The sequence below is a fragment of the Rhizobium sp. NZLR1 genome (assembly GCF_017357385.1).
Classification (GTDB): Bacteria; Pseudomonadota; Alphaproteobacteria; order Rhizobiales; family Rhizobiaceae; genus Rhizobium.
The window spans coordinates 4,434,058-4,459,767 of sequence record NZ_CP071632.1 but is presented as its reverse complement, the minus strand read 5'-3'; the positions used below and the strand labels follow the sequence as shown (position 1 = coordinate 4,459,767).

At 60.7% G+C, this 25,710-nt stretch carries 24 protein-coding genes and 1 riboswitch; of the genes, 17 read left to right on the top strand and 7 right to left on the bottom strand.

The features are described from left to right. Position 1 precedes the first annotated feature (1 nt). On the top strand, positions 2-1,063 hold the full coding sequence (gene hisC, locus J3O30_RS21880) for a histidinol-phosphate transaminase (protein WP_207582233.1): 1,062 nt from the start codon (positions 2-4) through the stop codon (positions 1,061-1,063). Positions 1,064-1,072: 9 nt separating this feature from the next. Here the strand turns inward: hisC and J3O30_RS21875 are convergent, their stop codons facing one another. Then, the gene (locus J3O30_RS21875; protein WP_207582232.1) at positions 1,073-1,987 is read right to left on the bottom strand and encodes a polyprenyl synthetase family protein; all 915 of its coding nucleotides are present in this window, start codon (positions 1,985-1,987) and stop codon (positions 1,073-1,075) included. Positions 1,988-2,122: 135 nt separating this feature from the next. Here J3O30_RS21875 and mtgA point away from each other — a divergent pair, with 135 nt between their 5' ends. From mtgA to J3O30_RS21850, 5 genes are all read left to right on the top strand, one after another. Continuing rightward, entirely contained in the window at positions 2,123-2,860 is a 738-nt protein-coding gene (mtgA, locus tag J3O30_RS21870; protein ID WP_207582231.1) for a monofunctional biosynthetic peptidoglycan transglycosylase, read from the top strand. A gap of 199 nt (positions 2,861-3,059) precedes the next feature. Continuing rightward, the gene (locus J3O30_RS21865) at positions 3,060-3,782 is read left to right on the top strand and encodes a DUF1868 domain-containing protein (RefSeq protein ID WP_207582230.1); all 723 of its coding nucleotides are present in this window, start codon (positions 3,060-3,062) and stop codon (positions 3,780-3,782) included. A gap of 13 nt (positions 3,783-3,795) precedes the next feature. After that, a complete protein-coding gene (locus J3O30_RS21860; RefSeq protein ID WP_207582229.1) occupies positions 3,796-4,443 on the top strand; it encodes a glutathione S-transferase family protein in 648 nt (215 codons plus the stop codon). Positions 4,444-4,597: 154 nt separating this feature from the next. Next, positions 4,598-4,783: a 50S ribosomal protein L32 gene (gene rpmF / locus J3O30_RS21855; protein ID WP_003543812.1), complete on the top strand. Its 186-nt coding sequence runs from the start codon at positions 4,598-4,600 to the stop codon at positions 4,781-4,783. A gap of 249 nt (positions 4,784-5,032) precedes the next feature. Beyond that, positions 5,033-5,440, top strand: a complete 408-nt coding sequence (locus tag J3O30_RS21850) for a hypothetical protein (protein ID WP_164007425.1) — start codon at positions 5,033-5,035, stop codon at positions 5,438-5,440. On the opposite strand, the gene phaR is transcribed toward J3O30_RS21850, so the two are convergent. Continuing rightward, on the bottom strand, positions 5,435-6,007 hold the full coding sequence (gene phaR / locus J3O30_RS21845) for a polyhydroxyalkanoate synthesis repressor PhaR (protein WP_007632334.1): 573 nt from the start codon (positions 6,005-6,007) through the stop codon (positions 5,435-5,437). The two genes, J3O30_RS21850 and phaR, sit on opposite strands and share 6 nt — an antisense overlap. Positions 6,008-6,245: 238 nt before the next feature. Between phaR and J3O30_RS21840 the strand changes: the two genes are divergently transcribed. Next, positions 6,246-7,427 (top strand): acetyl-CoA C-acetyltransferase, encoded by a 1,182-nt coding sequence (locus J3O30_RS21840; RefSeq protein WP_207582228.1) that lies wholly within the window; start codon positions 6,246-6,248, stop codon positions 7,425-7,427. Between the two features lie 71 nt (positions 7,428-7,498). Continuing rightward, a complete protein-coding gene (locus tag J3O30_RS21835) occupies positions 7,499-8,224 on the top strand; it encodes a beta-ketoacyl-ACP reductase (protein WP_207582227.1) in 726 nt (241 codons plus the stop codon). Positions 8,225-8,419: 195 nt separating this feature from the next. Here J3O30_RS21835 and J3O30_RS21830 read toward each other — a convergent pair whose 3' ends face one another. Both J3O30_RS21830 and J3O30_RS21825 read right to left on the bottom strand, forming a co-directional pair. Beyond that, complete coding sequence (locus J3O30_RS21830; protein WP_018071981.1) at positions 8,420-8,674, bottom strand: YMGG-like glycine zipper-containing protein; 255 nt, start codon at positions 8,672-8,674, stop codon at positions 8,420-8,422. A gap of 27 nt (positions 8,675-8,701) precedes the next feature. After that, complete coding sequence (locus J3O30_RS21825) at positions 8,702-8,857, bottom strand: DUF3309 family protein (protein WP_007632343.1); 156 nt, start codon at positions 8,855-8,857, stop codon at positions 8,702-8,704. 794 nt (positions 8,858-9,651) lie between these two features. On the opposite strand from J3O30_RS21825, the gene J3O30_RS21820 reads away from it, so the two are divergent. The 5 genes from J3O30_RS21820 to J3O30_RS21800 all read left to right on the top strand — a co-directional run bounded on the left by J3O30_RS21820 (position 9,652) and on the right by J3O30_RS21800 (position 16,041). Beyond that, positions 9,652-12,894, top strand: coding sequence for a helicase-related protein (locus J3O30_RS21820; protein WP_207582226.1), 3,243 nt, complete (start codon positions 9,652-9,654; stop codon positions 12,892-12,894). Positions 12,895-12,896: 2 nt separating this feature from the next. Beyond that, the gene (locus tag J3O30_RS21815; protein WP_207582225.1) at positions 12,897-13,301 is read left to right on the top strand and encodes an RNA-binding S4 domain-containing protein; all 405 of its coding nucleotides are present in this window, start codon (positions 12,897-12,899) and stop codon (positions 13,299-13,301) included. A gap of 193 nt (positions 13,302-13,494) precedes the next feature. After that, entirely contained in the window at positions 13,495-13,833 is a 339-nt protein-coding gene (gene fdxA / locus J3O30_RS21810) for a ferredoxin FdxA (RefSeq protein WP_003543777.1), read from the top strand. 394 nt (positions 13,834-14,227) lie between these two features. Beyond that, the gene (locus tag J3O30_RS21805; protein WP_207582224.1) at positions 14,228-14,800 is read left to right on the top strand and encodes a CarD family transcriptional regulator; all 573 of its coding nucleotides are present in this window, start codon (positions 14,228-14,230) and stop codon (positions 14,798-14,800) included. 377 nt (positions 14,801-15,177) lie between these two features. Then, on the top strand, positions 15,178-16,041 hold the full coding sequence (locus J3O30_RS21800; protein WP_164007435.1) for an RNA polymerase factor sigma-32: 864 nt from the start codon (positions 15,178-15,180) through the stop codon (positions 16,039-16,041). Between the two features lie 57 nt (positions 16,042-16,098). On the opposite strand, the gene J3O30_RS21795 is transcribed toward J3O30_RS21800, so the two are convergent. Together J3O30_RS21795 and J3O30_RS21790 are read right to left on the bottom strand one after the other, a co-directional pair. After that, positions 16,099-17,643: a M48 family metalloprotease gene (locus J3O30_RS21795; protein WP_207582223.1), complete on the bottom strand. Its 1,545-nt coding sequence runs from the start codon at positions 17,641-17,643 to the stop codon at positions 16,099-16,101. 388 nt (positions 17,644-18,031) lie between these two features. Then, positions 18,032-19,570, bottom strand: coding sequence for an MDR family MFS transporter (locus tag J3O30_RS21790; RefSeq protein ID WP_207582222.1), 1,539 nt, complete (start codon positions 19,568-19,570; stop codon positions 18,032-18,034). Between the two features lie 115 nt (positions 19,571-19,685). On the opposite strand from J3O30_RS21790, the gene J3O30_RS21785 reads away from it, so the two are divergent. The 4 genes from J3O30_RS21785 to J3O30_RS21770 all read left to right on the top strand — a co-directional run bounded on the left by J3O30_RS21785 (position 19,686) and on the right by J3O30_RS21770 (position 23,562). Continuing rightward, on the top strand, positions 19,686-20,210 hold the full coding sequence (locus tag J3O30_RS21785) for a MarR family winged helix-turn-helix transcriptional regulator (RefSeq protein WP_207582221.1): 525 nt from the start codon (positions 19,686-19,688) through the stop codon (positions 20,208-20,210). A gap of 122 nt (positions 20,211-20,332) precedes the next feature. Beyond that, positions 20,333-20,989 (top strand): thiamine diphosphokinase, encoded by a 657-nt coding sequence (locus J3O30_RS21780; protein WP_207582220.1) that lies wholly within the window; start codon positions 20,333-20,335, stop codon positions 20,987-20,989. Positions 20,990-20,992: 3 nt separating this feature from the next. Continuing rightward, positions 20,993-22,813 (top strand): ABC-F family ATP-binding cassette domain-containing protein, encoded by a 1,821-nt coding sequence (locus J3O30_RS21775; RefSeq protein WP_207582219.1) that lies wholly within the window; start codon positions 20,993-20,995, stop codon positions 22,811-22,813. 119 nt (positions 22,814-22,932) lie between these two features. Beyond that, positions 22,933-23,562 (top strand): hypothetical protein, encoded by a 630-nt coding sequence (locus tag J3O30_RS21770; protein WP_207582218.1) that lies wholly within the window; start codon positions 22,933-22,935, stop codon positions 23,560-23,562. A 48-nt stretch (positions 23,563-23,610) separates the two neighbouring features. Here the strand turns inward: J3O30_RS21770 and J3O30_RS21765 are convergent, their stop codons facing one another. Next, positions 23,611-25,473 (bottom strand): ABC transporter ATP-binding protein/permease, encoded by a 1,863-nt coding sequence (locus J3O30_RS21765; protein WP_207582217.1) that lies wholly within the window; start codon positions 25,471-25,473, stop codon positions 23,611-23,613. A 154-nt stretch (positions 25,474-25,627) separates the two neighbouring features. After that, positions 25,628-25,705: riboswitch (SAM riboswitch) on the top strand. Positions 25,706-25,710: the final 5 nt, after the last annotated feature.

Below are 25,710 nucleotides of genomic sequence, written 5' to 3'. Positions count from 1 at the left end.
GATGAGCCGGTACTGGTCGCCAATCGTCAGCAAGCTGCAGCCCTACGTCGCGGGGGAGCAGCCCCGTATTCCCGGACTGGTCAAGCTCAACACCAATGAAAATCCCTATGGGCCGTCTCCAACGGCGCTCGAGGCGATCCGGCAAGCTGCGGACGATCGTCTGCGGCTCTATCCGGACCCCGCCGCCACGGAATTGCGCCAAGCGATCGCCGCCGGTCACGGTTTGACGGCGGAAGAAGTCTTCGTCGGCAACGGTTCCGACGAGGTTCTCGCCCACGCGTTTCAGGCGCTGTTGAAACACGAGCGGCCGCTTCTCTATCCAGATGTGACTTACAGCTTCTATCCGACCTATAGCCTGCTATACGGCGTCGAGACGGTCGAAGTGTCTGTCGATGACAGGTTTCAGATCCGGCTGGCAGATTACGACAGGCCGTGCGGTGCGATCATCATCGCCAATCCGAACGCGCCGACCGGCATCGGCCTGCCGCTTGCCGACATAGAGGCGCTTATCGCCGCCCATCCGGATGCGGTCGTCGTGATAGACGAGGCCTATATCGATTTCGGCGGTGACAGCGCTATCCCGCTCATTTGCAAATATCCCAATCTGCTTGTCGTTCAGACCTTGTCCAAATCGCGCTCGCTTGCGGGTCTGCGCGTCGGCTTTGCGCTGGGGCAGCGGGAACTGATCGAGGCGCTGGAGCGCGTCAAGGACAGCTTCAATTCCTATCCGCTCGATCGCCTGGCGCAGGTTGCCGCGACGGCGGCAATCAAGGACGAGGCGTGGTTCGAGACATGCCGAAAGATGCTCATTGCCAGCCGGGACGGTCTCGTCCGGGAACTCGAAGCGCTGGATTTCGAAGTGCTGCCGTCTCAAGCAAATTTCGTTTTTGCAAAGCATGAGAGCCAGTCGGGTGCAGCGCTTCAAGCGGCTCTGCGGGAGCGTGGTGTTCTCGTCCGGCATTTCGCCAAACCGCGTATTTCGGAGTTTCTGCGCATCAGCATCGGCACGGACGAGGAATGCGCGCGCCTGGTTTCGGCTTTCAAGGAAATATTGTCGGCGTGATCCGACGATTCAGCTCTTCCGGTCGGCGATGAAATGCGCGGTGGCGATGAGGGTCGAGGCGCGGGCACCGTAGGGGGCAAGCAGTGTCTCGGCATCGCGGACATGCTGATGGAGTTGGGCTTCGGCCCATTCCATGCCGCGTAGCGCTACAAGCGTTCCCTTGCCGCGGGCTGCATCTTTGCCGGTCGCCTTGCCCATGGTTGCAGTGTCCGAGGTCAGGTCGAGGATGTCGTCAGCCAGTTGGAATGCAAGTCCGATCTTTTCGCCGAAGGCGCGCAGGCGGCGGCGATCTTCCGGCGGGCTGGCCGAGATGAGGGCGCCGGCTTCGCAGGCAAAGCGGATCAGCGCGCCTGTTTTCATCGCCTGCAGGCGGATGATGCCGGCCTCGTCAGGCGCTTGTCTTTCTGCCGCGAGATCGAGCGCCTGGCCACCGGCCATGCCGCCGAGACCGGCGGCGCGAGCAAGAGCCAGTACCAGCGATGCCTTGCTCGTTTCGGGAAGGGCTGTTTCCGGCGTGGCGATAATGTCGAAGGCGTAGGTCAGCAGGCTGTCACCTGCGAGGATCGCGGTGGCTTCGTCGAATTTTTTGTGTACCGTCGGTTTGCCGCGGCGGAGATCATCATCGTCCATGGCCGGCAGGTCGTCATGCACGAGCGAATAGCAGTGAACGCATTCGAGTGCAGCGCCGACGCGAAGCGCCGCCGCGGCGTCACCGCCGAGAAGGGCGGCACTTTCGACGACGAGAAATGGGCGCAGTCGCTTGCCACCGTTCAACACGGCATAATGCATGGCGTCGCGCAGCGTCTCAGGTCTGACGATTTCATCGGAGAGAGGGCTCGGTGACAGCAATGCGTCGAGCAACGCCTCGATCTCGCGGGCGTTGTTCCTCAGCCTCGTTTCGAAAGTGTCCCGGTTCGCGTCCATGGGCGCTGTTTGGCATGAGCGCCCCGGGGCTTGCAACGGAATTGTCGATGGCGCAGCAAGATTTGCCACGCACTCTGGCATAAGCTCCGTACAGGCGCTATGACAACGACAGGGGCGAAATCGGACTGGGGAACATTGGATATAGCGCCGGAGAGAGAGGACAGCGTCGACATGCCGGCTCGTCGGCAATGGTTCGGAGACCGGCGTCTATTGAAACGCATTGTTCTTTCCGTGCTGATCGTGCTGATCCTTCCCTATGCCCTGATCTTTTTCTATCTGCTGCCGTTCATTCACCCGGTCTCGACGTTGATGCTGCGCGATCTCGTGCTGCTGCGCGGTTACGACAGGCAATGGGTGTCGCTTGATGACGTCGCCCCGGCTCTGGTGCAGTCGGTGATGATGTCAGAGGACGGGCAATATTGCTTTCACGGCGGCGTCGACTGGGCGGAAATGCGGATGCTGGTCGAGGATACGCTGAAAGGTCAGGCGACGCGCGGCGGCAGCACCATCCCGATGCAGACGGCTAAGAACCTCTTTCTCTGGAACGGCCGCTCCTTCGTGCGCAAGGCGATGGAGCTTCCGCTCGCTGTCTCCACGGATTTCGTCCTGTCGAAACGGCGGCTGATGGAAATCTATCTGAACATCGCCGAATGGGGTCCCGGCATTTACGGCATCGAGGCTGCGGCCCAGCATCATTTCAAGGTGCCGGCGTCGAAACTGACGCGACGCCAGGCATCGCTGCTTGCCGTTTCATTGCCGAACCCGATCGACCGCAATGCCGGCAAACCAGGACGAGGCCTTCGTCGGCTTGCCGGCGTGATCGAGAGGCGCGCACAGGGCTCGGCCGATTACATCAAGTGCATCTATAGGTGAGATCGGAGCTTATGGTTACAGCGCCGCGCGTCCTTCAGACGCGTACAAGGGCGCTTTAAAGCCTTGAATTGCTGCATAAGATTGTCCTTGAATCGATCACGCTTTAAGGAATTATGCAGGAGAAGGACCAAACGTCATCTGACATTCTTGGTTCTGCCATATGGGCGAATGCAGTCCAACTGGAGCCCCTGAGTCGCCCATGACCATTACGACGCTTTCGCAAGAGCTTCTCTGTTACTCGAAGACACGCAATCCGAACCCGCCTGCGCACCTCGGCAGCCGCTATCGCAAGGTCGGCGGTTTTCTGCCGGAAGCCGGCAATACCATCGTCTGCCATCTCGACACGGGCTCGCAGACGCAGGCGGCGTTGATCGAGGCGCGTGAGAGATATCTGGCGATGCCCGAAGCGTCACAGTTCCTGTTCACGCCGATCTCCAGCCTTCACATGACGCTGTTCGAAGGCATCATCGAGACCAGGCGCCGGCAGGATTGCTGGCCGGGCGATCTCCCTCTCGAGACGCCGATAGACGACATGACGGAACTGCTGGCTGCCAGGCTTGAGGGTTTTTCGATGGCCGAGCCCTTCAAGGTGGAGATCGTCGAAGCTCGCCCGTCGGGCCTGCTCGTCGACGGGGTGACGGAGAACGACCGCAAGGTCATGCGCGCCTGGCGCAACGCGTTTGCTGATCTTCTGGGCTACCGCCAGCCGAACCAGGAGGACTACAAGTTCCACGTGACCTTCGCCTATGCGATCGAACGGCTGGAGGATGAAGCCTTGCCGCGCTGGCAGGCAATGCTCGACGAGGTCGCCGACGATATCCGCCGCAAGGCCCCTGTTTTAGAACTGGCACCGCCGGCATTCTGCGTGTTCGAAGACATGAACCATTTCCACGAATTGCTGATTTTCGATTTCGACGCCTGAACGGGAGAGGCCCATGGCTAGACCGACGCTCTACATCGCCAACAAGAATTATTCCTCCTGGTCGTTCCGACCCTGGATGGCGCTGACGGGCGTCGGCATCGATTTCGAGGAGGTGCTGATCCCTTTCGACGACGCGGGCGGCAATCCGAATATCAAGGCGGTCTCTCCGACCGGGCGCGTGCCGCTTCTGCAGCATGGCGCATTGAAGGTCTGGGAATCGCTGGCGATCATCGAATATGCCGCCGAGCTTTATCCGGACGCCGGTCTTCTGCCCGCGGATCGTGCCCAGCGGGCGCTCGCCCGTTCGGTTTCGATGGAAATGCTCTCAAGCTTCCGGGCTCTGCGCGGCGCCTGCCCGATGAATATCCGCCGGCCGAAGGCCAGGATCGCGCTGCCGGATGGGGTCGAGGCCGACATCAGCCGCATCGAGACGATCTGGCGGGATCTGTTGCAGCAATCCGGCGGGCCGTTTCTCTTCGGCGCGTTCGGGGCCGCGGATGCGATGTTTGCGCCTGTCGTCAACCGGTTCGAGATCTATGACCTGGTCAGCGGGGACGACACGCTGGCCTATATGGCGACCATGAAGGCGCATCCGGCCTGGCGCAAATGGGAAGAGGCAGCCCGCGCCGAGGCTTGGATCGTGCCGGAAGACGAAGTCTGATACGGAATCATCGGCTTCGCAAAAAATACGCATGGGGACTGGTCAAGGCCACCCCTTGCATGTATAAGCGCGCGAAATTCCGAAATCGCGACATGTCCGTTTCGGCCGCCGGTGTGGCCGTGGGAATGTTTTGCCCGCAAGTGGAGTAAGAGAAATGGCTGTACCGAAGAGAAAAACAAGCCCGTCCAAGCGCGGTATGCGCCGTTCGGCAGACGCCCTTAAGGCTCCGACCTACGTCGAAGACAAGAACTCCGGCGAACTGCGCCGCCCGCACCATATCGACCTGAAGACCGGCATGTATCGCGGCCGCCAGGTTCTGACGCCGAAGGAAAGCGCATAATTTCCGATCCGGCTTGTCCGATCGAAGTTGCAAGGCCGGCCTCAAGCCGGCCTTTTGCTTTTCGGCGATATGATATTTGCAATGACTTGCAGTGTGGCAGCGGTTTGCGGCAGTATTCTTCCAGCCCGCTACAGCGCCGTGCGTCTTTTCAGGCGCGCAAAGGACGCTGTAGCACTTTGAATCGACGCAATATGCTTTGCGAAAATCGAATCTGATTTGCGCAAAGCATATTGCGCTGGGAGATTGCCGATGATCGCCGCCATGCCTCTGATGATTATCCCGTTTATTCTCTACAATCTGGCGATGCTGGGCCTGATGGGCGATGGCGGCATTCCGGCCCTGCAGCATGATATCATCGTGCTGTCGATGATCTCGGGCGCGATATGGAGCATGGCGCTCGGCGATCTCATTATCGTCATAGCGCTTGTCGTGCTGTTCTTCGAAATCCTGAAGGCAACCAGAACCGGGCCTGGCAACCTTATCAACCACATGCTGTCGATGCTGGTTTTCATCGCCTTCCTGGTCGAGTTTCTACTCGTCCGGGACGCTGCGACGCAGGTATTCTTCATTTTGATGACGATCGCTTTGATCGATGTGATCGGCGGCTTTGCCGTCTCGATCCGGAGCGCCGGGCGAGATGTTTCTATCGGCTTATAGGTTGTCGAGCTTGTTCTGAAGGGCGCGGAGCTGTTCCTTCAGCTCATCGATATCCTTAGCCTCGGCCTTGCGGCTTTCCTTGGCGGGTGGCGTCATGAAGGGCGAGAACATCTGCATGGCCTGCTGAAACAGCTCGGTGTTGCGGCGAACCTGGTCCTCGACCATCTGCATCGGCAGTTGCAGGTTCTTGCCGAGAGGTGTTTCGCCCAAGGCGCGGTTCACCTGCTCGCGCATCTGAGACTGCTGTTCGGCGAAGGCGCGCATCGAATGTTCGAGAAAGCTCGGCACGACCATCTGCATCTGGTCGCCGTAATAGGTGATGAGCTGGCGCAGGAAGGAGATCGGGAGCAAGGTGTTGCCGGTCTTCGATTCCTGTTCGAAGATGATCTGGGTCAGCACCGAATGGGTGATGTCATCTCCGCTTTTTGCATCCTGGACGGTAAAATCTTCGCCCTTCTTCACCATCTCCGCCAGGTCTTCCAGCGTGACGTAAGTGCTGGTGCCCGTATTGTATAGCCGGCGATTGGCGTATTTCTTGATTACGATCTGACCCTCATGCTTCGCCATATCAGTCTCCTGGACCCCCGTCTGAATTATGGATATTCCTCCACTTCAGACTGTAAACGCAAAAGAAGGCCGGTGACAATCTCTTTGTGCGATGCGGCAAACCTTTAACAGAGCAGATGAATCGGGCTTTCGCAGGCTCTGCCGAAAAATGACCGCAGCCGGTCTTCGCGTTTGACTTGCGCTCCAAGCTTTGCCAGTTTCCTCTTATGTAAGTGAGACGAAAACGAGGAGCGTCCCCATGAGCAATTCATCCATCGTCATCGCCAGCGCAGGTCGAACAGCAGTCGGCTCGTTCAACGGCGCTTTCGCAACGGTTCCCGCGCATGAGCTCGGGGCGGCCGTCATCAAGGGTGCGCTCGCGCGCGCCGGCGTCGATGCCGGCGAAGTGGATGAGGTGATCCTCGGCCAGGTTCTCGCTGCCGGGGAGGGCCAGAACCCGGCTCGCCAGGCGGCGATTAAGGCCGGAATTCCGAATGAAGCGACGGCCTGGGGCGTCAATCAGCTCTGCGGTTCGGGTCTGCGCGCCGTCGCGCTCGGCATGCAACAGATCGCCAACGGCGACGCCAAGATCATCGTTGCCGGCGGCCAGGAATCCATGTCGATGGCGCCGCATGCCATGCATTTGCGCGGCGGCGTCAAGATGGGCGACGCGAAGATGATCGACACGATGATCAAGGACGGCCTGACCGATGCCTTCCATGGCTACCACATGGGGATCACCGCCGAAAATGTCGCGCGTCAGTGGCAGCTTTCGCGCGACGAGCAGGATCGGTTCGCCGTCGCCTCGCAGAACAAGGCGGAGGCGGCGCAGAAGGCCGGCCGCTTTGCCGACGAGATCATCCCCTACATCATCCAGACGCGTAAGGGCGACGTTACGGTCGATGCCGACGAATATATCCGCCACGGCGCTACGCTGGAGGCGATGGGCAAGCTGCGCCCGGCCTTCGATAAGGAGGGCACCGTTACGGCCGCGAATGCGTCCGGCCTCAATGACGGTGCGGCCGCAGCGGTGCTGATGAGCGAAGCGGAGGCGGTCCGGCGCGGCATCCAGCCGCTCGCCCGCATCGTTTCCTGGGCAACGGCGGGCGTCGATCCGCAGATCATGGGCACTGGCCCGATCCCGGCTTCCCGCAAGGCGCTCGAAAAGGCCGGCTGGTCGGTCGGCGATCTCGATCTCGTCGAGGCCAATGAGGCATTTGCAGCGCAAGCCTGCGCCGTCACCAAGGATCTCGGATGGGATCCTGCGATCGTCAACGTCAACGGCGGGGCGATCGCCATCGGCCATCCGATCGGCGCTTCCGGCGCGCGCGTTCTCAATACGCTGTTGTTCGAAATGAAGCGCCGCGGCGCCAAGAAGGGCCTTGCAACGCTTTGCATCGGCGGCGGCATGGGCGTCGCCATGTGCTTCGAAGCGCTTTAAAGTAGCATACGATCCGTCATTGATTGAAAATCTCGCCACAAGGCGGGGCAAAAACAAAAAGGGAGCGGAACATGAGCAGAGTGGCTGTGGTCACCGGGGGTACGCGTGGAATCGGCGCGGCCATATCCATGGCGTTGAAAAATGCCGGATACAGGGTTGCTGCCAATTATGCCGGCAACGACGAGAAGGCCAAAGCCTTCCATGACGTTACCGGCATCCCGGTGTTCAAATGGGATGTTTCGGATTACCTCGCTTGCGGCGAGGGGATTGCCAGGATCGAAAGCGAGATCGGGCCGGTCGAAATCCTCGTCAACAATGCCGGCATTACCCGTGACGCGATGTTCCACAAGATGACGCCGCAGCAATGGCACGAGGTGATCAATACCAACCTCACCGGTCTGTTCAACATGACGCATCAGGTCTGGACCGGCATGCGCGACCGCAGCTTCGGCCGGATCGTCAACATCTCCTCGATCAACGGCCAGAAAGGCCAGATGGGTCAGGTGAATTATTCGGCAGCCAAGGCGGGCGATCTTGGCTTCACCAAGGCGCTGGCCCAGGAAGGCGCGGCCAAGAACATCACCGTCAACGCCATCTGTCCCGGTTATATCGGAACGGAAATGGTGCTTGCCGTGCCGGAAAAGGTGCTGAACGAACGCATCATCCCGCAGATCCCCGTCGGCCGTCTCGGCGAGCCGGAAGAGATCGCGCGATGCGTCACCTTCCTCGCCTCCGACGATGCCGGCTTCATCACAGGTTCGACGCTGACGGCCAATGGCGGGCAGTTCTTCGCCTAAAGTACATCTCGCAAAACTGTATTGTCGTTTGCGATTACGACATGCGTGACTTTCCGAGTAGATCAGCGGTGGATTGAAGCAAGAGCGCGTCCCGTCGGATGCGCTCTTGCTTATTTCATGCCCCATGCCCGCGCGAGCAGCAAAGAAAAACGGGCGCCGAAGCGCCCGTTGGGAGTCCGATATGCTTTTTGCCGATCAGCAACGGGCCTCGTAGCGGCGGCCGTAACGGTCGCGATAGACGCAGTAGCCGCGGCGTTCGACCGAGTGGCCGATGAGAGCGCCGGTCAGACCGCCGGCAACGGCGCCGACCGCAGCACCACCCCAGCTGTTGGTGACAACACCGCCGATGACCGCACCGGTGCCGGCGCCGATCGCGGTACCTTGCTCGGTCGCTGTGCAGGATGCCAGAGCGCCAACGAGCGCACCAATAAGAACAATCTTCTTCATCATGTCGTAACTCCCCAGGTTTGTTGGCCTTTAGACGCGGCCCATGAGTACAAGAATAATGATAATCACGAGAACTAGCCCCAAACCGCCGGAAGGTCCATAGCCCCAGCCACGGCTATAACCCCAATTCGGCAAGGCTCCGATCAAGAGCAGAATGAGGATAACAAGAAGTATTGTGCCAAGCATGGTGTGTTTCCTTCATTTCATCGGCAATTTGAATGGACGAGAAACACGTATTGGCGATTTTTGTTCCCGGTTAAGCCAGGAAATGTCATGCGTCCTGACCTCCGCCTATCGGAAATTTGCTCGTATGGTTAAAAAGGCGTTTAAATACAATATGTTGCGGTGAACAAAGCGAGAAAGTCCCGATGTCGCCGATTCGTCAGCGATTCGTTCCGTTTTTGATCGGTGCGCCGCCATTGACCATCCCGAGTTAACCGCATCTGAATCCGCCTTGCTAAAGCTTAACGCCAACACGACGAGGCGGAACGGGACATCCGCTACCGATCCGCATCTAGCGCGCCGATTGAAATCCGGCCACCAGATATTGCCGTGAACAGAAGGCGAAACCAATACAGTCGGCGATTCGTCGCCGATTTGTTCGGGCTTTGGTCGACAGGTTAATTACGGGCGCAATTTTCGATTGTTCGTCGCAGGACAGACTCGTCTTCTACGACAGCGAAATACAAAAGGGGAGGGAGTCCAGCGATTCAGCATCTAGTGGGAAAAACTGATTCAAAATCAATACTTAGCCGTGAACAAAAGCTGAATCAGCGCGAGTGAGCGATTCGTCGCTGATTCGTTCTCACGCTGTTCCGAATCGGAAATTCGGGTGTTCCGCAAGACTCGCAAAGGTCGTAATCCCAGAAGCAATTTGAAATCTGCCCTTGCGTTTGCGGTGACAGCTGTCCATGTGTTCTCTAGCTTCCATGAGAAGCCGAGATTTTCCTGGGGGCGCCCGCCCTCATTTGCATGGACCCATGATTCTGACTTCGCAGCCGACTATTCTGAGTGGACGCGGTGTGACCGCGGTGCTCGGGCCGACCAATACCGGCAAGACCCATTATGCCATCGAGCGCATGGTCGCGCATGGGAGCGGCGTGATCGGCCTGCCGCTCAGGCTGCTGGCGCGCGAGGTCTATACGCGGGTGGTGGAGAAGGTCGGCGTCCAGAATGTGGCGCTGGTTACCGGCGAGGAAAAGATTTCGCCGCCCAATGCGCGTTTTTCGGTCTGCACCGTTGAGGCGATGCCGCGCGAGACCAAGGCCGCCTTCGTCGCGATCGACGAGGTGCAGCTCGCCGGCGATCTCGAACGCGGCCATATCTTCACCGACCGCATCCTGCATCTTCGCGGCCGTGAGGAAACGCTGCTGCTCGGCGCGGCGACGATGCGGCCGATCCTGCTGCAGCTTCTGCCCGGCATCAATATCGTCGAGCGGCCGCGGCTTTCGCATCTTTTTTACGCCGGGCAGAAGAAAATCACTCGGTTGCCGCAGCGCTCGGCCATCGTTGCCTTCTCGGCCGACGAGGTCTATGCCATCGCCGAGCTCATACGCCGGCAGCGCGGCGGTGCGGCCGTCGTGCTTGGCGCGCTCAGCCCGCGCACCCGCAACGCGCAGGTGGCACTTTATCAGGCGGGCGATGTCGAATATCTGGTGGCGACCGATGCGATCGGCATGGGCCTCAACCTCGATGTCGATCACGTTGCCTTCGCCCAGGACCGGAAATTCGACGGCTACCAGTTCCGCAATCTCAATCCGGGTGAACTCGGTCAGGTCGCTGGGCGCGCCGGGCGGCACGTGCGAGACGGTACCTTCGGCGTCACCGGACAGGTTTCGCCGTTCGACGAAGAGCTGGTGCAGCGCATCGAGGGGCATGAATTCGACAACGTCAAGGTTTTGCAGTGGCGGACGACCGAGATGGACTTCTCCTCGATTCCATCGCTGCGCGCCAGCCTCGAGGCAGGGCCGCGCGTGCCGGGGCTGACGCGGGCGCTGCCTGCGGTCGACCAGCAGGCGCTCGAACAGCTTTCGCGCTACCCCGAGATCGTCGGTCTTGCCGACAGGCCTGCCCGCGTCGAAAAACTCTGGGAGGCTTGCGCGCTTCCCGACTATAGGCGTATCACCCCGGCACAACATGCCGATCTTATCTCGACCCTCTTTTCCGATCTCGTCCGCTATGGCACGGTGAACGAGCAGTTTCTCGCGGAGCAGGTTCATCGCTCCGATCGGACAGATGGGGAAATTGACACGCTTTCGGCGCGAATCGCGCAGATAAGAACCTGGACCTATGTTTCGAATCGGCCGGGTTGGCTTGCCGATCCGACACACTGGCAGGAAAAGACGCGGGAAATCGAAGATCGATTGTCCGACGCGTTACATGAAAGGTTGACGAAACGCTTTGTTGATCGCAGGACATCTGTGCTCATGAAGCGCCTGAGAGAGAATGCGATGCTGGAAGCTGAAATCAGTGTGAATGGCGATGTCTTCGTTGAAGGACATCATGTAGGGCAATTGAGCGGATTCCGTTTCACGCCGGTGACGGGAACGGACGGGCCGGACGCCAAGGCGGTTCAGGCTGCGTCGCAGAAAGCGCTCGCGCTCGAATTCGAGGCCCGTGCGGCTCGAATCCATGCCGCGGGCAACAGCGACCTGGCGATCGGCTCGGATGGGTTGATCCGTTGGATCGGCGACCCGGTGGCGCGGCTTTCGGGCAGCGATCACATCATGCGTCCGCGCGTGATTCTGTTGGCCGACGAGCAGTTGACGGGCAATGCCCGCGATCATGTCGCCGCCCGGATCGAGCGCTTCGTCAATCATCATATTAGCACGGTGCTGAAGCCGCTCGATGATCTGTCGCGCGCCGAGGACCTGCAGGGTCTTGCCAAGGGGCTGGCCTTCCAGCTCGTGGAGAATCTCGGCGTGCTGTTCCGCCGCGACGTGACCGAGGAAGTGAAGTCACTCGACCAGGAGGCGCGAGCCTCCATGCGCCGTTACGGCGTGCGTTTCGGGGCTTATCATATTTTCGTTCCGGCACTTCTGAAGCCGGCGCCGGCCGAGCTCATCACCCTGCTCTGGGCGCTGAAGAACGACGGTTTGGACAAACCGGGCTACGGCGATCTCATTCCGGTGCTTGCCGCCGGCCGTACCTCCGTCGTCACCGATCCGAGTTTCGAGCGGATGTTCTACAAGCTTGCCGGCTTCCGGTTCCTCGGCAAGCGTGCCGTGCGCATCGACATCCTCGAACGGCTTGCCGATATCATCCGTCCGCTGCTGCAGTGGAAGCCGGGTCAGAACAACCGTCCGGAAGGCGCCTATGACGGCCGCCGCTTCACGACGACGACAGCCATGCTGTCGATCCTCGGTGCGACGCTCGAAGACATGGAAGAAATCCTCAAGGGCCTCGGTTATCGCGCCGATGCCGTGAAGGCGGAAGAGGCATCGGCACATCTTGCGACGCAGGATGCGGTTTCGGCACCGGCTGCCGCCGCCGAAACGCCCGCGGACGAGGCGGAAAAGGCCGATCACGACGACGCCGACGGGGCAGCGGACGAGATTGCCGCCGAGCCATCGGCAACCGAGGCGGTTTCGGCTGACGTCGACACGGCTGTGGCAGAAGCGGTCGAAACCCCCGCTCCTGATGAAGCGATCGAGACGTCCGCTCTGGCGGAAGCCTCCGTTCCCACAGATGCGGCTTCCGCGTCTGTGGAAGCGGTATTGACTCCCGAGGAAGCGGCATCCGCTTCCGGGGAAGCCGGCGAGCCGGCGGAACCGAAGCCGGTTCTTCTGTGGCGCCTCGGCGGCCGCAACGACAATCAGCGCCAGGCGCGCGGCGGGCATGGCGAACGCCGTGGCGGCCAGGGCCAGGAGCGCGGTCAGAACCAGGAGCGCGGCGACCGCAATCGCCGGCCGGGCGGTGGTGAAGGCGGCGAAAGCCGCGACAACAATCGTCAAAACCGCGGCAAGGACGGCGGCAATCGCGATGGCGGCCGGCCGCAGCAGGCAAGAGGCGATCGCAACCAACCACGGGGCGACCAGCCGCGCAGCGACCGGCAGGACCGCAAGGATCGCGGCGAGCGAAATGACCGCAACGATCGCAACAACAATCGCGGCGGTTCGCAGCCGTTGCGCTTCGAGGCCAAGCCGCCGCGCAAGGAAAAGCCGATCGATCCGGATTCACCTTTCGCCAAGCTCGCGGCTCTCAAGGAGCAGATGAAGAAGTAGTCATGAGCGGGGAGACCCAGCCGACAAGCGGTTCGCGCCAGCGCATCGATAAGTGGCTGTTCTTCGCGCGCATGGCGAAGTCGCGCTCGCTGGCGCAGAGCCACATCCAATCGGGCCACGTGCGCATCAACGGCGAGCGCTGCAAGCATCCGAGCCAGATGGTCAAGCCGGGCGACCGTATCGAGATGACGCTGGAGCGGCGCGATCTCGTTCTTCTCGTGCGCCTCGCCGGCGAGCGGCGAGGGCCCTACGAGGAGGCACGACTGCTTTACGAAGACCTGTCGCCGCCGCCCGATGAGGCAAAACGTCTCACGCCCTACGAGCAGGCGATCCGGGCGACCGGCACCGGCCGTCCGACCAAAAAGGAAAGACGGGCAATCGACAGGCTGATGTCGGACGAGGATTAGAAAACTCTGTCTGCGGCGGCGGCTTTTGCAGGTCGTTTATCCTTGAAATCCGGCGTTAAAGCCGATACGTCACTGACAACCTGCCGGAAGCGTGCTTGCCTCCCAAGCCTGCCCACGATTTTCCTCCGGCACGGGGATAGGCGCGACGTTCCAGGTTGCCCGGCCCCATTCGCATGGAATCCTGGAGTTCTTCATGACCTATGTCGTGACCGACAATTGCATCAAGTGCAAATACACCGATTGCGTGGAAGTCTGCCCTGTCGACTGCTTCTACGAGGGCGAGAATTTCCTCGTCATCCATCCTGACGAATGCATCGATTGCGGCGTCTGCGAGCCTGAATGTCCCGCCGAGGCAATCAAGCCCGACACCGAGCCGGGCCTCGACAAATGGCTGAAGATCAATACCGAATATGCCACCATCTGGCCGAACATCACGGTCAAGAAGGACCCATTGCCCGAGGCCAAGGACATGGATGGCGAGACCGGAAAGTTCGAGAAATATTTCTCCGAGAAACCCGGTTCCGGCGATTGAGACGGCGGCCATATTCGGTCGCCGGATTCGGGCGGCCGCGGGGCGAAACGTTTTAAAAGCTGCGGGAGGCATATGGGTGACATGTGTTGCCCGCATGACTCAAGCGAAGCAAATTATTGATTTCCTCATATTTTTATGATAGGTTTTGGCTACTGTTCCATTTGTGGCATGACGCATGCCCAAAACCATCACGAAAGCAAAACCAATCCGCACGCGGTTTCCGTGACATATCAACGCTTTGAGCGCCGGGTCCCAAGATCGTGCGCAAGAAGTTCTTTGCTTTTGCCCGATGGGACCAGAGTGAAGTCACCCGACGGATACTACCGTCTCACCCGGGCCTGACTGACCCGGCTCCGGCCGCCGCCGGGAGCGTAACAGGGAGTTTTTGAATAGAATGACGACTCAGCAGAAAAAGCCTTCCATCGCACGCCATGGCTTCAAGACCGGTGAATCGATCGTCTACCCCGCTCACGGCGTCGGTACCATCACCGCTATCGAAGAGCAAGAAGTTGCCGGCATGAAGCTCGAACTTTTCGTTATCGATTTCGAAAAGGACAAGATGCGGCTGAAGGTTCCGGTCGCCAAGGCGATGAGCATCGGCATGCGCAAGCTTTCGGAAACGGATTTCGTCGAGCGTGCGTTGAAGGTCGTGCAGGGTAAAGCGCGCGTCAAGCGCACCATGTGGTCGCGCCGTGCCCAGGAATATGATGCCAAGATCAATTCCGGCGACCTGATTTCCATCGCTGAAGTCGTGCGCGATCTCTATCGTGCCGAAAACCAGCCCGAACAGTCCTATTCCGAGCGTCAGCTTTATGAGGCTGCGCTCGACCGCATGGCGCGCGAAATCGCCGCCGTCAACAAGATGTCGGAAACTGAAGCCGTCCGCCTGGTCGAGACCAATCTCAACAAGGGTCCGAAACGCGGCAAGGCGATAGAAGAAGACGACTCACAGGACGAAGCCGCATAAGGCGACCCTGTTTTTCCCCTATCAAAAAACCCGGCTTGCGCCGGGTTTTTTTTGGAACTTTTTTTCGACTGCCGCGTTTAACACACGTAATTGCGGACTGCTCGCAGGGCAATGGGCCTCGACGGGCGAACTGTCATTCCGTCAATGTTCGATGAGGAGCGGATCATGCCTTTTCAATATTGCCCATCCGGCAACGTGAAGAAACAGGTCCGGCCCGGCCGTCTTAACGGTACATGATGAGAAATAGGGCCTCCCCCTGAAAAGTCCAGGGGCGAGGCCTTCATGCATTCAGAACCCCATTCAGTCCGGACAGCGATGTTCCGGAAGGTGCGTTTTATTGTTCATTTAGGGCGAGAGGCCTGTTTCAGGAGATCGAAATGAAGAACATGTCTGCAGATCGGCGCATGATCAAAATCGCGATGGCCGCCCCCTATCTCGCCCGTCAGGAAGAGCACGATCTTGCCATTCGTTGGAAGGATCACGATGATCGCGGCGCGCGCAACCAGATCGCCATGGCCCATATGCGCCTCGTCATATCCATGGCGGGTAAGTTCCGCAATTTCGGCCTGCCGATGAGCGATCTCGTGCAGGAGGGCTATGTCGGCCTTCTGGAGGCTGCCGCTCGCTTCGAGCCGGAACGCGACGTACGTTTTTCCACTTATGCGAGCTGGTGGATCAGGGCTTCGATCCAGGATTATATCCTGCGCAACTGGTCGATCGTGCGCGGCGGCACGAGTTCGGCACAGAAGGCGCTTTTCTTCAATCTGCGTCGTCTGCGCGCCAAGCTCGCCAAGGGTGACACGCAGCTGACTCTGCAATCCATTCACCAGGAAATCGCCGCGGCGCTCGGCGTCAGCCTCTCCGATGTGCAGACCATGGACGCCAGGCTTTCCGGCAATGATGCCTCGCTGCAGGCGCCTTCGGTCTCCGGCGATGCCGAGAGTGCGGAGAAGATGGACTTCCTCGTCAGCGATGATCCCCTACCGGACGAGCAGGTTTCCAACATGATCGACGGAGAGCGGCGCCGCGTCTGGCTCGCCTCGGCGCTGACACATCTCAACGAACGCGAAATGAAGATCATCAGCGCCCGGCGTCTGGCGGAAGACGGTGCCACGCTCGAAGAACTCGGCGCCGATCTCGGCATTTCCAAGGAACGTGTGCGGCAGATCGAAAGCCGGGCGATGGAGAAGCTCCGCAGCGCGCTTGTCAGCGCCGATCCGCATATGGCGGCTTACGCCTGAACCGAAACTATTCCCTGCAGCAGCACAGACTGGCCCGGCGCAAGCCGGGCTATTTTTTTACTCGGCGATGATCTTGACGCGATCGCCTGGTGAAACGGCTGCACCCGTGGGCAGGGCGTTGATGAGTTTGAAGAGATCGAGCTTGCGGTCGGTACCCATCATGCGGGCGGCGAGCGTCGAGATGTTTTCACCCAGACGGACGGTGACGACGCGGATGCGCAGCGGCTTGAGCGAGGCTGCCTCTGCCGGCGTCATGCGTCGGAAACTCGCACGCAGGACATTGGCCGTTGGCTCAAGGGCGTCGCTGCCTTTCGGCACGGCGGTGAGGAAGCGGAAGATCTGCGAATTGTTGCGGATCACGGTGACATCGAAATCCCAGCGGTCGGCGCTTGCCCGCGCTGTGGCTGCTTCCATTCCGTTGATGGTGACCGGTTGGATGGTCGACGGGTCGAGGCCGGTCACCCAGCCGCTGGAGATATAGTTGGTGAGGCTCTGGTTCTGATTGTCGGCGACGCCGTCGAAGCGGACGGCGATGTCGTTCGGGCCGGTGGCCATTACGGCTTCGACCTTGTTGTCGATGTGGAAGTCCGGCGGCACGTCGAAGCGGATGCCGAGGCCGCCGTGCAGGAAGGTCTGGCCGCGCACGTAGCCTTCCTCAGGGCTGTCGCCATAGAGCAGGCCGTCGATGCCGTCGAGATAATAGTCGCGGCCCTTGTCCCCGACCGAACCCTCCTGGCCGAAGGCCCGGGCATGGGTGCGGGCAAGCTCGATGCGCTGCGCCGAATTCGGATGGCTCGACAGGAAGTCTAGGCTCTGGTCGGCTTCGGGATCGACCGACATGAAGCGACTGTAAGCCGCCATGGAATCGAGGAAACGCGCAGCGGAATAGGGGTCGTAGCCGGCTTCGCCAAGCATGCGCACGCCGATGACATCGGCCTGCAGTTCCTGCTGGCGTGAGAAGGCGGCGAGCCGCAGCTTGCCGCGGGCCAGCGCCTGCTTGCCGGCGATATCGCTGGAGAGAACCTCGGCGACGACGCGGCTGGCGATGACCTCAGCCTCCTCGCGCTTCTGCCGCTCGATGCCGTGGTTCGCCGTCACGTGGCCCATCTCGTGCGATAGCACGGCGGCGACTTCCGAAGCGTCGTTGGCAAGGGCAAGCAGGCCGCGGGTGACGTAGAGATAACCGCCGGGCAGCGCAAACGCGTTGATCGCCGGCGAATTCAGGATGGTAATGCGGTAGGATTGGCTCGGATTTTCCGACACCGCCGTCAGCGCGCCGGCGATGCGGGCGACGAGGCGCTCGGTCTTGGCGTCCTTGTATTCGCCGCCGTAGCTTGCGACGATGCGTGGATGCTCACGGGCGCCCATCGCCGCGCGCGGATCGTTCTTCTGCACCTCGTCGACGATCTGCGGATTGGAAGAAGGCGAGACGCTCGGCTGGTAGGATTGGTCGATCAGCGTTTGACAGCCATTCAGCGCCATTGCGACGGCCGAAAGCAGCATCAGGCGACGCGCGAAACGCCGCGGCGCGGAGATGGCATCACTGGAAAGCGCGGGCGATTTCCACGTCGTCAAGCTGTCCAGTCTGGTTCTCCGCATCATGTCGCTGTCTTGCCGGTTTGCCGCAGATTGGCACCGACCGTGGCAAGGGGAATTCAACAGGTGCGCACCCCTGATCTCGCGCTGCACAATCGGCCGATACAAGTCCTTGCTGTAGCTGATTTATGCATCGGTTGCATAGCGAGACTCTGTTTAAATGTGGCGCCGTTGCATTTTAGCCAGCCTCGATCGTGAGGCCTTCCCTTCGCTCGGATGAAATTATGGCGAAAGTTCCGTCACAACGCGGAGATTCGTCGGTGGCGAAGAAAAAGAACGGGCCGATTGAAGTAACCGAGCCGATAGCGACAGCGATGCGAGAAAATTGCAACCACCGATAATATCATCGCGGAAGGAACTCCTCCCGATGAGGTATTCTGCGGGGTCGATCCGGTTACTCCGCCGCATTCGCCGTCGTCGGTTGCGGCATCTTCGCTTCACCGGCGCGGGGCAGCTGCACAGGTTTCAGCATGATGGCCGCCACAAGGCCGATCAGGGCAATAGCACAGGAGGTCATGAAGAGCGGCGAGAAGGCGGCGGCATAGACATCGGCGACAGCCTGGCGGCTTGCTTCGGGAAGGGCGGCCATCATCTTCGGCGTCAGCTGCTCGATATCGATAACACCGGGAATGGAGACGCCGACCTTGTCGAGCTGAGAGGCGATGATGGCGCCATAGATGGAAATGGCGATCGATGCACCTCCCATGCGCGACAGCGTCACCGAACCGGTGGCGGCGCCGACATCGCGGGCCGGCGCTGCATTCTGTACGCCGATGATGGGAACCTGCTGGGCAAGGCCGATGCCGATGCCATGCAGCATCATGATCGCCCCGATGAAGGCGATCGGCGTTCCCGCGTGGATCTGCGACATCAGCGCAAAGGCGATGGCGCTGCAGGTCAGGCTTGCGATGGCAAAGGGCTTGTAACGCCCCGTTTTTGAGATGATGCGGCCTGCGGACAGCGATCCGCAGACGAGGCCGCCCGTCAGAAGAATGAAGAGCGCGCCGGCGGCAGAGGGCGAAAGGCCGGTGGTGGTCTGCAGGAAGAGGGCGAGATAGTTGACCATGCCGATGGCGATGGCGCCGCCCATGATCGACATCACCAGGAGCAGGCTGAATGTCGAATTGCGAAAGAGCTGTAGGGGAACGATCGGTTCCGGCGCGCGGCGTTCGACGAGCACCCAGGCGACGGCGCAAACGATACCGAAGGCGATGATGACGATGCTCTGTGGCGAGACCAATGCGCCGAAGAGTTCGCTGCTGTCGGTGGCAAGCACGATGCTGGTCGTCGTCAGGGCGAGAAGCAGCGCACCGGCATAATCGATCTTGGGCCGGCGATGCGGTTTGCGATAGGGCAGCATCACGGCAAGGCCGGCAAGTGCGATTAAGCCGATCGGCACGTTGACGAGGAAAATCGAGCGCCAGCCGAAAAGGTCGCTCATCGTGCCGCCAAGCACCGGTCCGATCGCACCTGACGCCATCAACACGAGGCTGGAATAGCTTTGGTAGCGGGCCCGCTCGCGCGGCTCGAACAGATCGGCATTGACGGAGAAGATCGACACCATGATGCCGCCGCCGCCAAGGCCCTGTAGCACGCGGGCGGCGATCAGCGTGTTCATGGAGACCGCAAGGCCGCAGACCGCCGAGCCGACAGTGAAGATCATGATCGCCGTCATCATCACGTATTTGCGCCCGAAGAGATCGCCAAGCTTGCCATAAACCGGCATGACGGCGCTCAGCGACAGCAGATAGGCCGAGCCGATCCAGCCGAAGCGCTCCAGATGGCCGAACTCGCCGACGATCGTTGGCAGCGCCGTGGAAACGATCTGATTATCTAGTGTCGCCATGAACATGGCCGTCATCAGGAAGAAGAAGAGGATGAGCCGGCGACGAGGATCTGTCACGAGCGGCGCAGGCGCGAGTTGCATATCCATGGAGCATCATTCCGGGTTGGGTAGATTTTTATGTGCTAACAGCATGTATTTGTCAATGGCACATTAATGACATCGGCATATTCAAATTCCGCCGCGGCTCTGTTATGGTCCCGGCATGAACGAAGTGCTGACCAAGACCATTTCCACCGAGCCAGAGCCGGTTGAGGAAAACGTGCCTCGCATCGGCCGGAGCATGGGGCGCATGCGGTTGATGACCGGGCGGCGATTGATCGGCCGGCTGGCGATCCAGAGTGCTGCACCGGGCCTTGAACTTTCGCATCTCGACGTGCTCGATGCGGTGCGGAGGGCAAAGCCTGCCGGCGAGGTCACCGTCGGCATGATCGCGGAGATGCTGCGCATCGATCCGTCACGGGCTAGCCGGGTGGTGGCCGACATGGTCGGGCGGAACGTGCTGCGCCGCGAAGCTTCGCAGGCCGATGCGCGACGGATTGTCGTTGTCATGACCGAGGTCGGCCAGAATCTGCTGGCCGAGATCGTCGCGCAGAAACTCGCGATCATCTCCGAGATCGTCTCCGACTGGCCTGAGCAGGATGTCGCTCGTTTCGCAATGCTTTTCGAGCGTTTCATCGGCGGTTACGAGGCGGTCTTCCGGTCGCGCGACAAGGATACGCCGGGCTAGAGCATGATGCCGAAAAGTGTGTGCGGTTTTCGGGCGACATCCTGTTCTAGTGGCGCTCGAAGGGAAATGGCGCCGATCCGCCGGCGCCCCTTCCCCTCGACCCCCGGTTTGCGCTAAGGGCAATGCCCATGAGCCCATCCACCTTCACCATTCTCCTCGGCGGCGAACTCAGCCTGACGGAGCGCCTGCGCCAAGCCATCGGCGGCAGCCGTTCCATCGCGGCCGATGGCGGCATGCGGCATGCGGTGGCACTCGGTATCGAGCCGGAGCTCTGGGTCGGCGATTTCGATTCGACGCCTGATGATCTCGAGGGTGCCTTTCCCGATGTGCCGAAACAGCCCTATCCCGCGGCAAAGGCGGCGACGGATGGCGAAATCGCCGTGTCGGAAGCGATCGCGCGGGGTGCGCGGCGGCTGATTCTGGCCGGTGCTCTTGGCGGCGAACGCTCGGACCACGCGCTTCAGCATCTGCTGTCGGCCGTCAGTCTGGCGGAGGAGGGTTTCGACGTGCTGCTGACCTCGGGCAAGGAAGAGGCAGTGCCGCTGCTTGCCGGGACGGTCGAGCTGGATCTTCCCAAGGGGAGCCTGTTTTCCGTGCTCGGGTTCAGCGAGCTGACCGGGCTTTCCATCGAGAATGCGCGTTATCCGCTGGCCGATTTCCATCTGCCTTTCGGCTCGTCGCGCACCATTTCCAATGTTGCAGAAAGCAAGATTCGCTTTTCGCTCCGCAGCGGCCGGGCGATCGTGCTCGCCAGGCCCTATGATCTTTCCGGAGTCTGATTTTTGGCCCCTCCCATTCTGAAACTCGACGATATCTTCCTGAGCTTCGGCGGCGCACCGCTGCTGGCTGGTGCTAGCCTGCAGATCGAGCCCGGGGACAAAATCTGCTTGGTCGGGCGCAACGGCTCGGGAAAATCGACGCTGCTGAAGATCGCCGCCGGCCTGGTCGAGGCGCAGTCTGGCGAAGTCTTCCGTCATCCTTCCTCGACGGTGCGCTATCTCGAACAGGCGCCGGATTTTGCCGGCTTCAACACCGTCCATGCCTATGCCGAAGCCGGTCTCGGGCCGGGCGACGACCCTTATCGCGTCACCTATCTGCTGTCGCATCTCGGGCTGACCGGCGAGGAACATCCGAGCATGCTGTCCGGCGGCGAATCGCGTCGGGCCGCCCTTGCCCGCGTGTTGGCGCCGGAGCCCGATATTCTCCTGCTCGACGAGCCGACCAACCATCTCGACCTGCCGACCATCGAATGGCTGGAAGGCGAGTTGCAGAAGACGCGCAGCGCCCTGGTGCTGATCTCGCACGACCGACGTTTTCTCGAAAAGGTCTCGACGGCAACCGTCTGGCTCGACCGCGGCACCTCGCGCCGGCTCGACAGGGGATTTTCGCATTTCGAGGCCTGGCGCGACCAGGTGCTGGAGGCCGAGGAGCTGGAGCAGCATAAACTCGGCAAGGCGATCGAGCGCGAGGAGCACTGGCTGCGTTATGGAGTCACGGCGCGGCGCAAGCGCAACATGCGCCGCCTCGGCGAGTTGCAGACGATGCGCTCGAATTATCGCGGCCATAAGGGGCCGCAGGGCTCGGTGCAGGCGACGGCTTCGGACGCGCAGGAATCCGGCAAGCTGGTGATCGAAGCTCACAAGATCACCAAAAGCTTCGGCGACCGGGCAATCGTCACGCCCTTCTCGATCCGCGTGCACCGCGGCGATTGCATCGGTCTGGTTGGGCCGAATGGTGCCGGCAAGACGACGCTCTTGAAGATGTTGACCGGTCAGCTTTCCCCGGATAGCGGCACGATCAAGCTCGGCACCAATCTGGAGATCGCCACACTCGACCAGAAACGCGAGGATCTCGATCCCGAGGATACGCTCGCCAACTACCTGACGGATGGGCGCGGCGAAAACCTGCTCGTCAACGGCGAACAGCGTCATGTCACCGGCTACATGAAGGAGTTCCTGTTCCAGCCGGAACAGGCGCGGACGCCGATCAGAAGCCTTTCCGGCGGCGAGCGCGCCCGGCTGATGCTGGCGCGGATTCTCTCGCGCCCTACGAACCTGTTGATCCTCGACGAACCGACCAACGATCTCGATATCGAGACGCTCGACCTGCTGCAGGAAATCGTCGCTGGCTTTCCCGGCACCGTCATTCTCGTCAGCCATGACCGCGATTTCCTCGACCGCACCGTGACCTCGACGATCGCACCTGCCATGGCGGACGCACCTGACGGCCGCTGGATCGAATATGCCGGCGGCTATTCGGACATGCTTGCGCAGCGCAAGGGCGCGATCGAGGAGCGCAAGCGGGCCGAGAAGGCGGCGGAGAGGCCGAAGACCCAGGAGGCAGCGTCTTCTGCTGGAAGTTCGAGGGGCAAGCTTTCCTTCAAGCAGAAATTCGCGCTGGAAAATCTGCCGAAGGACATGGCGAAAGCCGAAGCCGAGATCGCCAAGCGCGAACAGGTGATGGCCGATCCCAATCTTTTCACGCGCGATCCCGTAGCTTTCAACCGGCTTGCCGTCGAGATGGAAAAACTACGCGCCGGCCTGATGAAAATGGAGGAGGAGTGGCTGGAGCTCGAAATGCTGCGCGAAGAGCTGGAAGGCTGAGGCTTCGCAAACTCGCAGTCTCACCTTTCCTTGATTGGCCAGTGTATCGACGCGCGGCATAGAGTGTCGCCCGGCAGCTGGGGATAGCGCCGATAGCAATGGCGACAAGGAAAAGTCATATGTCTCGCAAGGCCTATTCCAAGATTTTCACAGCACTTGCCGGCGGCGGTCTTGTCGCGATTGCGCTCTTGCAGGCCGCACAGGCGCGGGATGGCAACCGCGTTCGCGTTCGTGGCACCATCGAAAGCCTCAGTGGCGATAGTCTCGTCGTCAAGACGCGCGAAGGCAGCGATGCGATAATTACGCTGAAAGCCGGCTGGAAAGTCGGCGGCATCAAAAAAGCCTCGGTCGAGGATATCAAGCCCGGCGATTTCGTCGGGGTCGCCTCGCTTCCGAAAGGCGCCGGCCCTGACGGGGCGATCGAGGTATTAATCTTTCCGGCGTCGATGAAGGGGACCGGCGAGGGCAACCGTCCCTGGGATGCTCAGCCGAACAGCCAGATGACCAATGCGACCGTCAGCAATGCCGTCAAATCCGTCGACGGCCACACGATCACGCTGACCTATCAAAGCAAGGAAAAAACCATCACGATTGCCGACGGCACGCCGATCGTGACCTTGGCGCGGGCGACCAAGGACGATCTGAAGGCCGGCGCCAGCGTCATCGTCACCGGCGAGAAGGCGGCAGACGGCAGCATCTCGGCCAGCCAGGTGGCCGTCGGCCTGAATGGCATCACGCCGCCGATGTGACCAGCGTGAAATTCAAAGTGATATAGTGTCTATCGGACGCACGGCGCTCTACAGCGCCGGCGCGGGCATGGCGGCAGCGCCTGTACTGGCGCTGGTGCCGGTCTGAGCGACTTGCTGTTGCTGCTGCGGTTCCTCAGATCTTGCCGGCAGCGCCTGCAGATGCAGTACGCGCGGCTTGAGCGCCTCGAGATAGGCCTCGGAGCGGCCGATGTAAATCATGCCGCTTTCCGGCATGGAGGTCAGCAGTTTGGCCATCATCTCCTGCCATTCCGGCTCCATGCCTTCCAGCACTTCGTCGAAGATGATCCAGCGCGGGCGCACAAGAAGCAGACGGGCAAAGCCGATCGCCTTCTGTTCATCGCTGTCGAGCAGCTTGTCCCAACGGGCGCGGGTATCGAGCCTTGCGATCAGCGAATGCAGGCCGGCTCTGTCGAGGGCCGTCTCGACAGCGGCTCGCTCGTAGGCATCAGGACTTGCGGGAAAGGCCAGCGCCTCGCGCAGCGTGCCGCCGGGAACATAAGCGATCTGCGGGACGAACAGCATGTCGTCGATCGGCGGCAGGCCCATCGTGCCGCTGCCGCACGGCCAGAGGCCGGCCATCGCCTGGAAGAGTAGCTTGCGGTTGACGCTGTGATCGCCGTTGATCATGATTTTTTCGCCGGCCTTGATCACGACATCGGTTTCACGCAGGCGGAAACCGCCGCATTCGTCGATCTCTTCACCGATCTTGGCAACGATCACCACATCCTTCAACGTCAGCGTGTCGGGCGCAGTGTTTTCATAGGCGATGCCGTCCTTCTGGGCGAATTCCTCCTCCATGTCGAGCAGCGCCTGGCGGAAATCGGTGACGCGCATCAGTGTCGCGCGCCATTCGGCGATCGGGCCAAAGTTGGCGACATACCAGCGCAGCGCCGTGTTGACCTGATTGAAGGCGCCGACCGACATCATCAGCTGGCCGAGGGTGAGGCCGCCGGAGAAATAGGCGGGGGCGGCGACGATGATCGGGATGACGATCACCAGCCAGCCGTAGCCGGCCGAAACCCAGGTGAGGTTGGTATTGGCCATGGCGAGCCGCTTGACGACTCTCAGTACCGAGCTGATGTCGGTGTTGATGCGCCGGCGCTCATTCTCCTCGCCGCGGGCGACGGTGATCGCCGGCATGTTCTCGTTGGCGTGCATCAACGTGAAGCGAAGCTCGGCCTCCTTCGAGAAGCGGTCGGCATTCAGCTTGACCAGTTTGCGGCCGACGACCTGGCTCAGCACCGAGGCGGAGGCGGCGTAGAAAATCGCCGCCCAGACCATGTAGCCGGGAATGGAGAAGCTGTGGCCGCTGATGTGGAAGATGAAGCCGCTGGAAAGCTCCCAGAGCACGCCGATGAAGCTCACCAGAAGAATGGTCGACTGCAGCAGGCCGAGAACGAGCCCTGTCGTGCTTTCGGCGAGGTTGCGGGAATCCTCATGCAGGCGCTGGTCCGGATTGACGCCGATCAGACCGCTCGAAGCAAGCCGCAGTGCCCGCTTGCGCTTCAGCCACTGATCGACGAGGTCGCGCGATAGGCCCTCGCGCATATAGAGCGCGGTCATCTGATTCAGCCATGCCTGCAGCACGTTGAGCAGCAGCAGCGTGCCGGCGATCATCGCGAAGATTTCGAGCTGGTGGAAGAATTCACCGAGATCGCGGCGCTCCAGCGAGTCGTAGAAGGGAGCATTCCACTGATTGAGGATGACCTGGCCGTAGGACGTCAACAGGATGACGAGGATCAGCACGGTCGCCAGAAACAGCACCTTGCCACGCACTTGCGAATTCCAGAATGCGGAGAACATAACCCCGAGGCGATTCGTCAGGCTGAGATCATACCCCACCCTATCGTGCCTTCGGATGCCCGGCCTCCCCTCGATCTTATCTGCCATTACGCTTTTCCAACATCGCCCATGCTTACCATTATTAACATGGTGGCGTTACCGGTCTATCAACAGATTCTATCAGTCATTAAACTGTGATGATGCTTGCATGCATCGCTCCTGCGTGCATTCGGCAGTTGATTCGCGGTCCGACTGGGGCTAATTAAAGCTCCGTGGTGATTTGGCCGGCCGGCTTGCAGCCACGTTAAAAAAGTCGCTAAAGGGCCGCGTGCGGACCGGTAGCGA

What these genes read in the sequence shown, in the direction of transcription:
- phaR (WP_007632334.1), bottom strand. Translation starts at nt 6,007, where the DNA reads ATGGCGAAGCATGAGGGTCAGATCGTAATCAAGAAATACGCCAATCGC.
- J3O30_RS21865 (WP_207582230.1), top strand. Translation starts at nt 3,060, where the DNA reads ATGACCATTACGACGCTTTCGCAAGAGCTTCTCTGTTACTCGAAGACA.
- hisC (WP_207582233.1), top strand. Translation starts at nt 2, where the DNA reads ATGAGCCGGTACTGGTCGCCAATCGTCAGCAAGCTGCAGCCCTACGTC.
- J3O30_RS21805 (WP_207582224.1), top strand. Translation starts at nt 14,228, where the DNA reads ATGACGACTCAGCAGAAAAAGCCTTCCATCGCACGCCATGGCTTCAAG.
- J3O30_RS21830 (WP_018071981.1), bottom strand. Translation starts at nt 8,674, where the DNA reads ATGATGAAGAAGATTGTTCTTATTGGTGCGCTCGTTGGCGCTCTGGCA.
- J3O30_RS21860 (WP_207582229.1), top strand. Translation starts at nt 3,796, where the DNA reads ATGGCTAGACCGACGCTCTACATCGCCAACAAGAATTATTCCTCCTGG.
- J3O30_RS21875 (WP_207582232.1), bottom strand. Translation starts at nt 1,987, where the DNA reads ATGGACGCGAACCGGGACACTTTCGAAACGAGGCTGAGGAACAACGCC.
- J3O30_RS21825 (WP_007632343.1), bottom strand. Translation starts at nt 8,857, where the DNA reads ATGCTTGGCACAATACTTCTTGTTATCCTCATTCTGCTCTTGATCGGA.
- J3O30_RS21850 (WP_164007425.1), top strand. Translation starts at nt 5,033, where the DNA reads ATGATCGCCGCCATGCCTCTGATGATTATCCCGTTTATTCTCTACAAT.
- J3O30_RS21835 (WP_207582227.1), top strand. Translation starts at nt 7,499, where the DNA reads ATGAGCAGAGTGGCTGTGGTCACCGGGGGTACGCGTGGAATCGGCGCG.
- J3O30_RS21785 (WP_207582221.1), top strand. Translation starts at nt 19,686, where the DNA reads ATGAACGAAGTGCTGACCAAGACCATTTCCACCGAGCCAGAGCCGGTT.
- J3O30_RS21765 (WP_207582217.1), bottom strand. Translation starts at nt 25,473, where the DNA reads ATGGCAGATAAGATCGAGGGGAGGCCGGGCATCCGAAGGCACGATAGG.
- J3O30_RS21840 (WP_207582228.1), top strand. Translation starts at nt 6,246, where the DNA reads ATGAGCAATTCATCCATCGTCATCGCCAGCGCAGGTCGAACAGCAGTC.
- J3O30_RS21820 (WP_207582226.1), top strand. Translation starts at nt 9,652, where the DNA reads ATGATTCTGACTTCGCAGCCGACTATTCTGAGTGGACGCGGTGTGACC.
- J3O30_RS21790 (WP_207582222.1), bottom strand. Translation starts at nt 19,570, where the DNA reads ATGGATATGCAACTCGCGCCTGCGCCGCTCGTGACAGATCCTCGTCGC.
- J3O30_RS21795 (WP_207582223.1), bottom strand. Translation starts at nt 17,643, where the DNA reads ATGATGCGGAGAACCAGACTGGACAGCTTGACGACGTGGAAATCGCCC.
- J3O30_RS21800 (WP_164007435.1), top strand. Translation starts at nt 15,178, where the DNA reads ATGAAGAACATGTCTGCAGATCGGCGCATGATCAAAATCGCGATGGCC.
- J3O30_RS21815 (WP_207582225.1), top strand. Translation starts at nt 12,897, where the DNA reads ATGAGCGGGGAGACCCAGCCGACAAGCGGTTCGCGCCAGCGCATCGAT.
- fdxA (WP_003543777.1), top strand. Translation starts at nt 13,495, where the DNA reads ATGACCTATGTCGTGACCGACAATTGCATCAAGTGCAAATACACCGAT.
- rpmF (WP_003543812.1), top strand. Translation starts at nt 4,598, where the DNA reads ATGGCTGTACCGAAGAGAAAAACAAGCCCGTCCAAGCGCGGTATGCGC.
- J3O30_RS21780 (WP_207582220.1), top strand. Translation starts at nt 20,333, where the DNA reads ATGCCCATGAGCCCATCCACCTTCACCATTCTCCTCGGCGGCGAACTC.
- J3O30_RS21770 (WP_207582218.1), top strand. Translation starts at nt 22,933, where the DNA reads ATGTCTCGCAAGGCCTATTCCAAGATTTTCACAGCACTTGCCGGCGGC.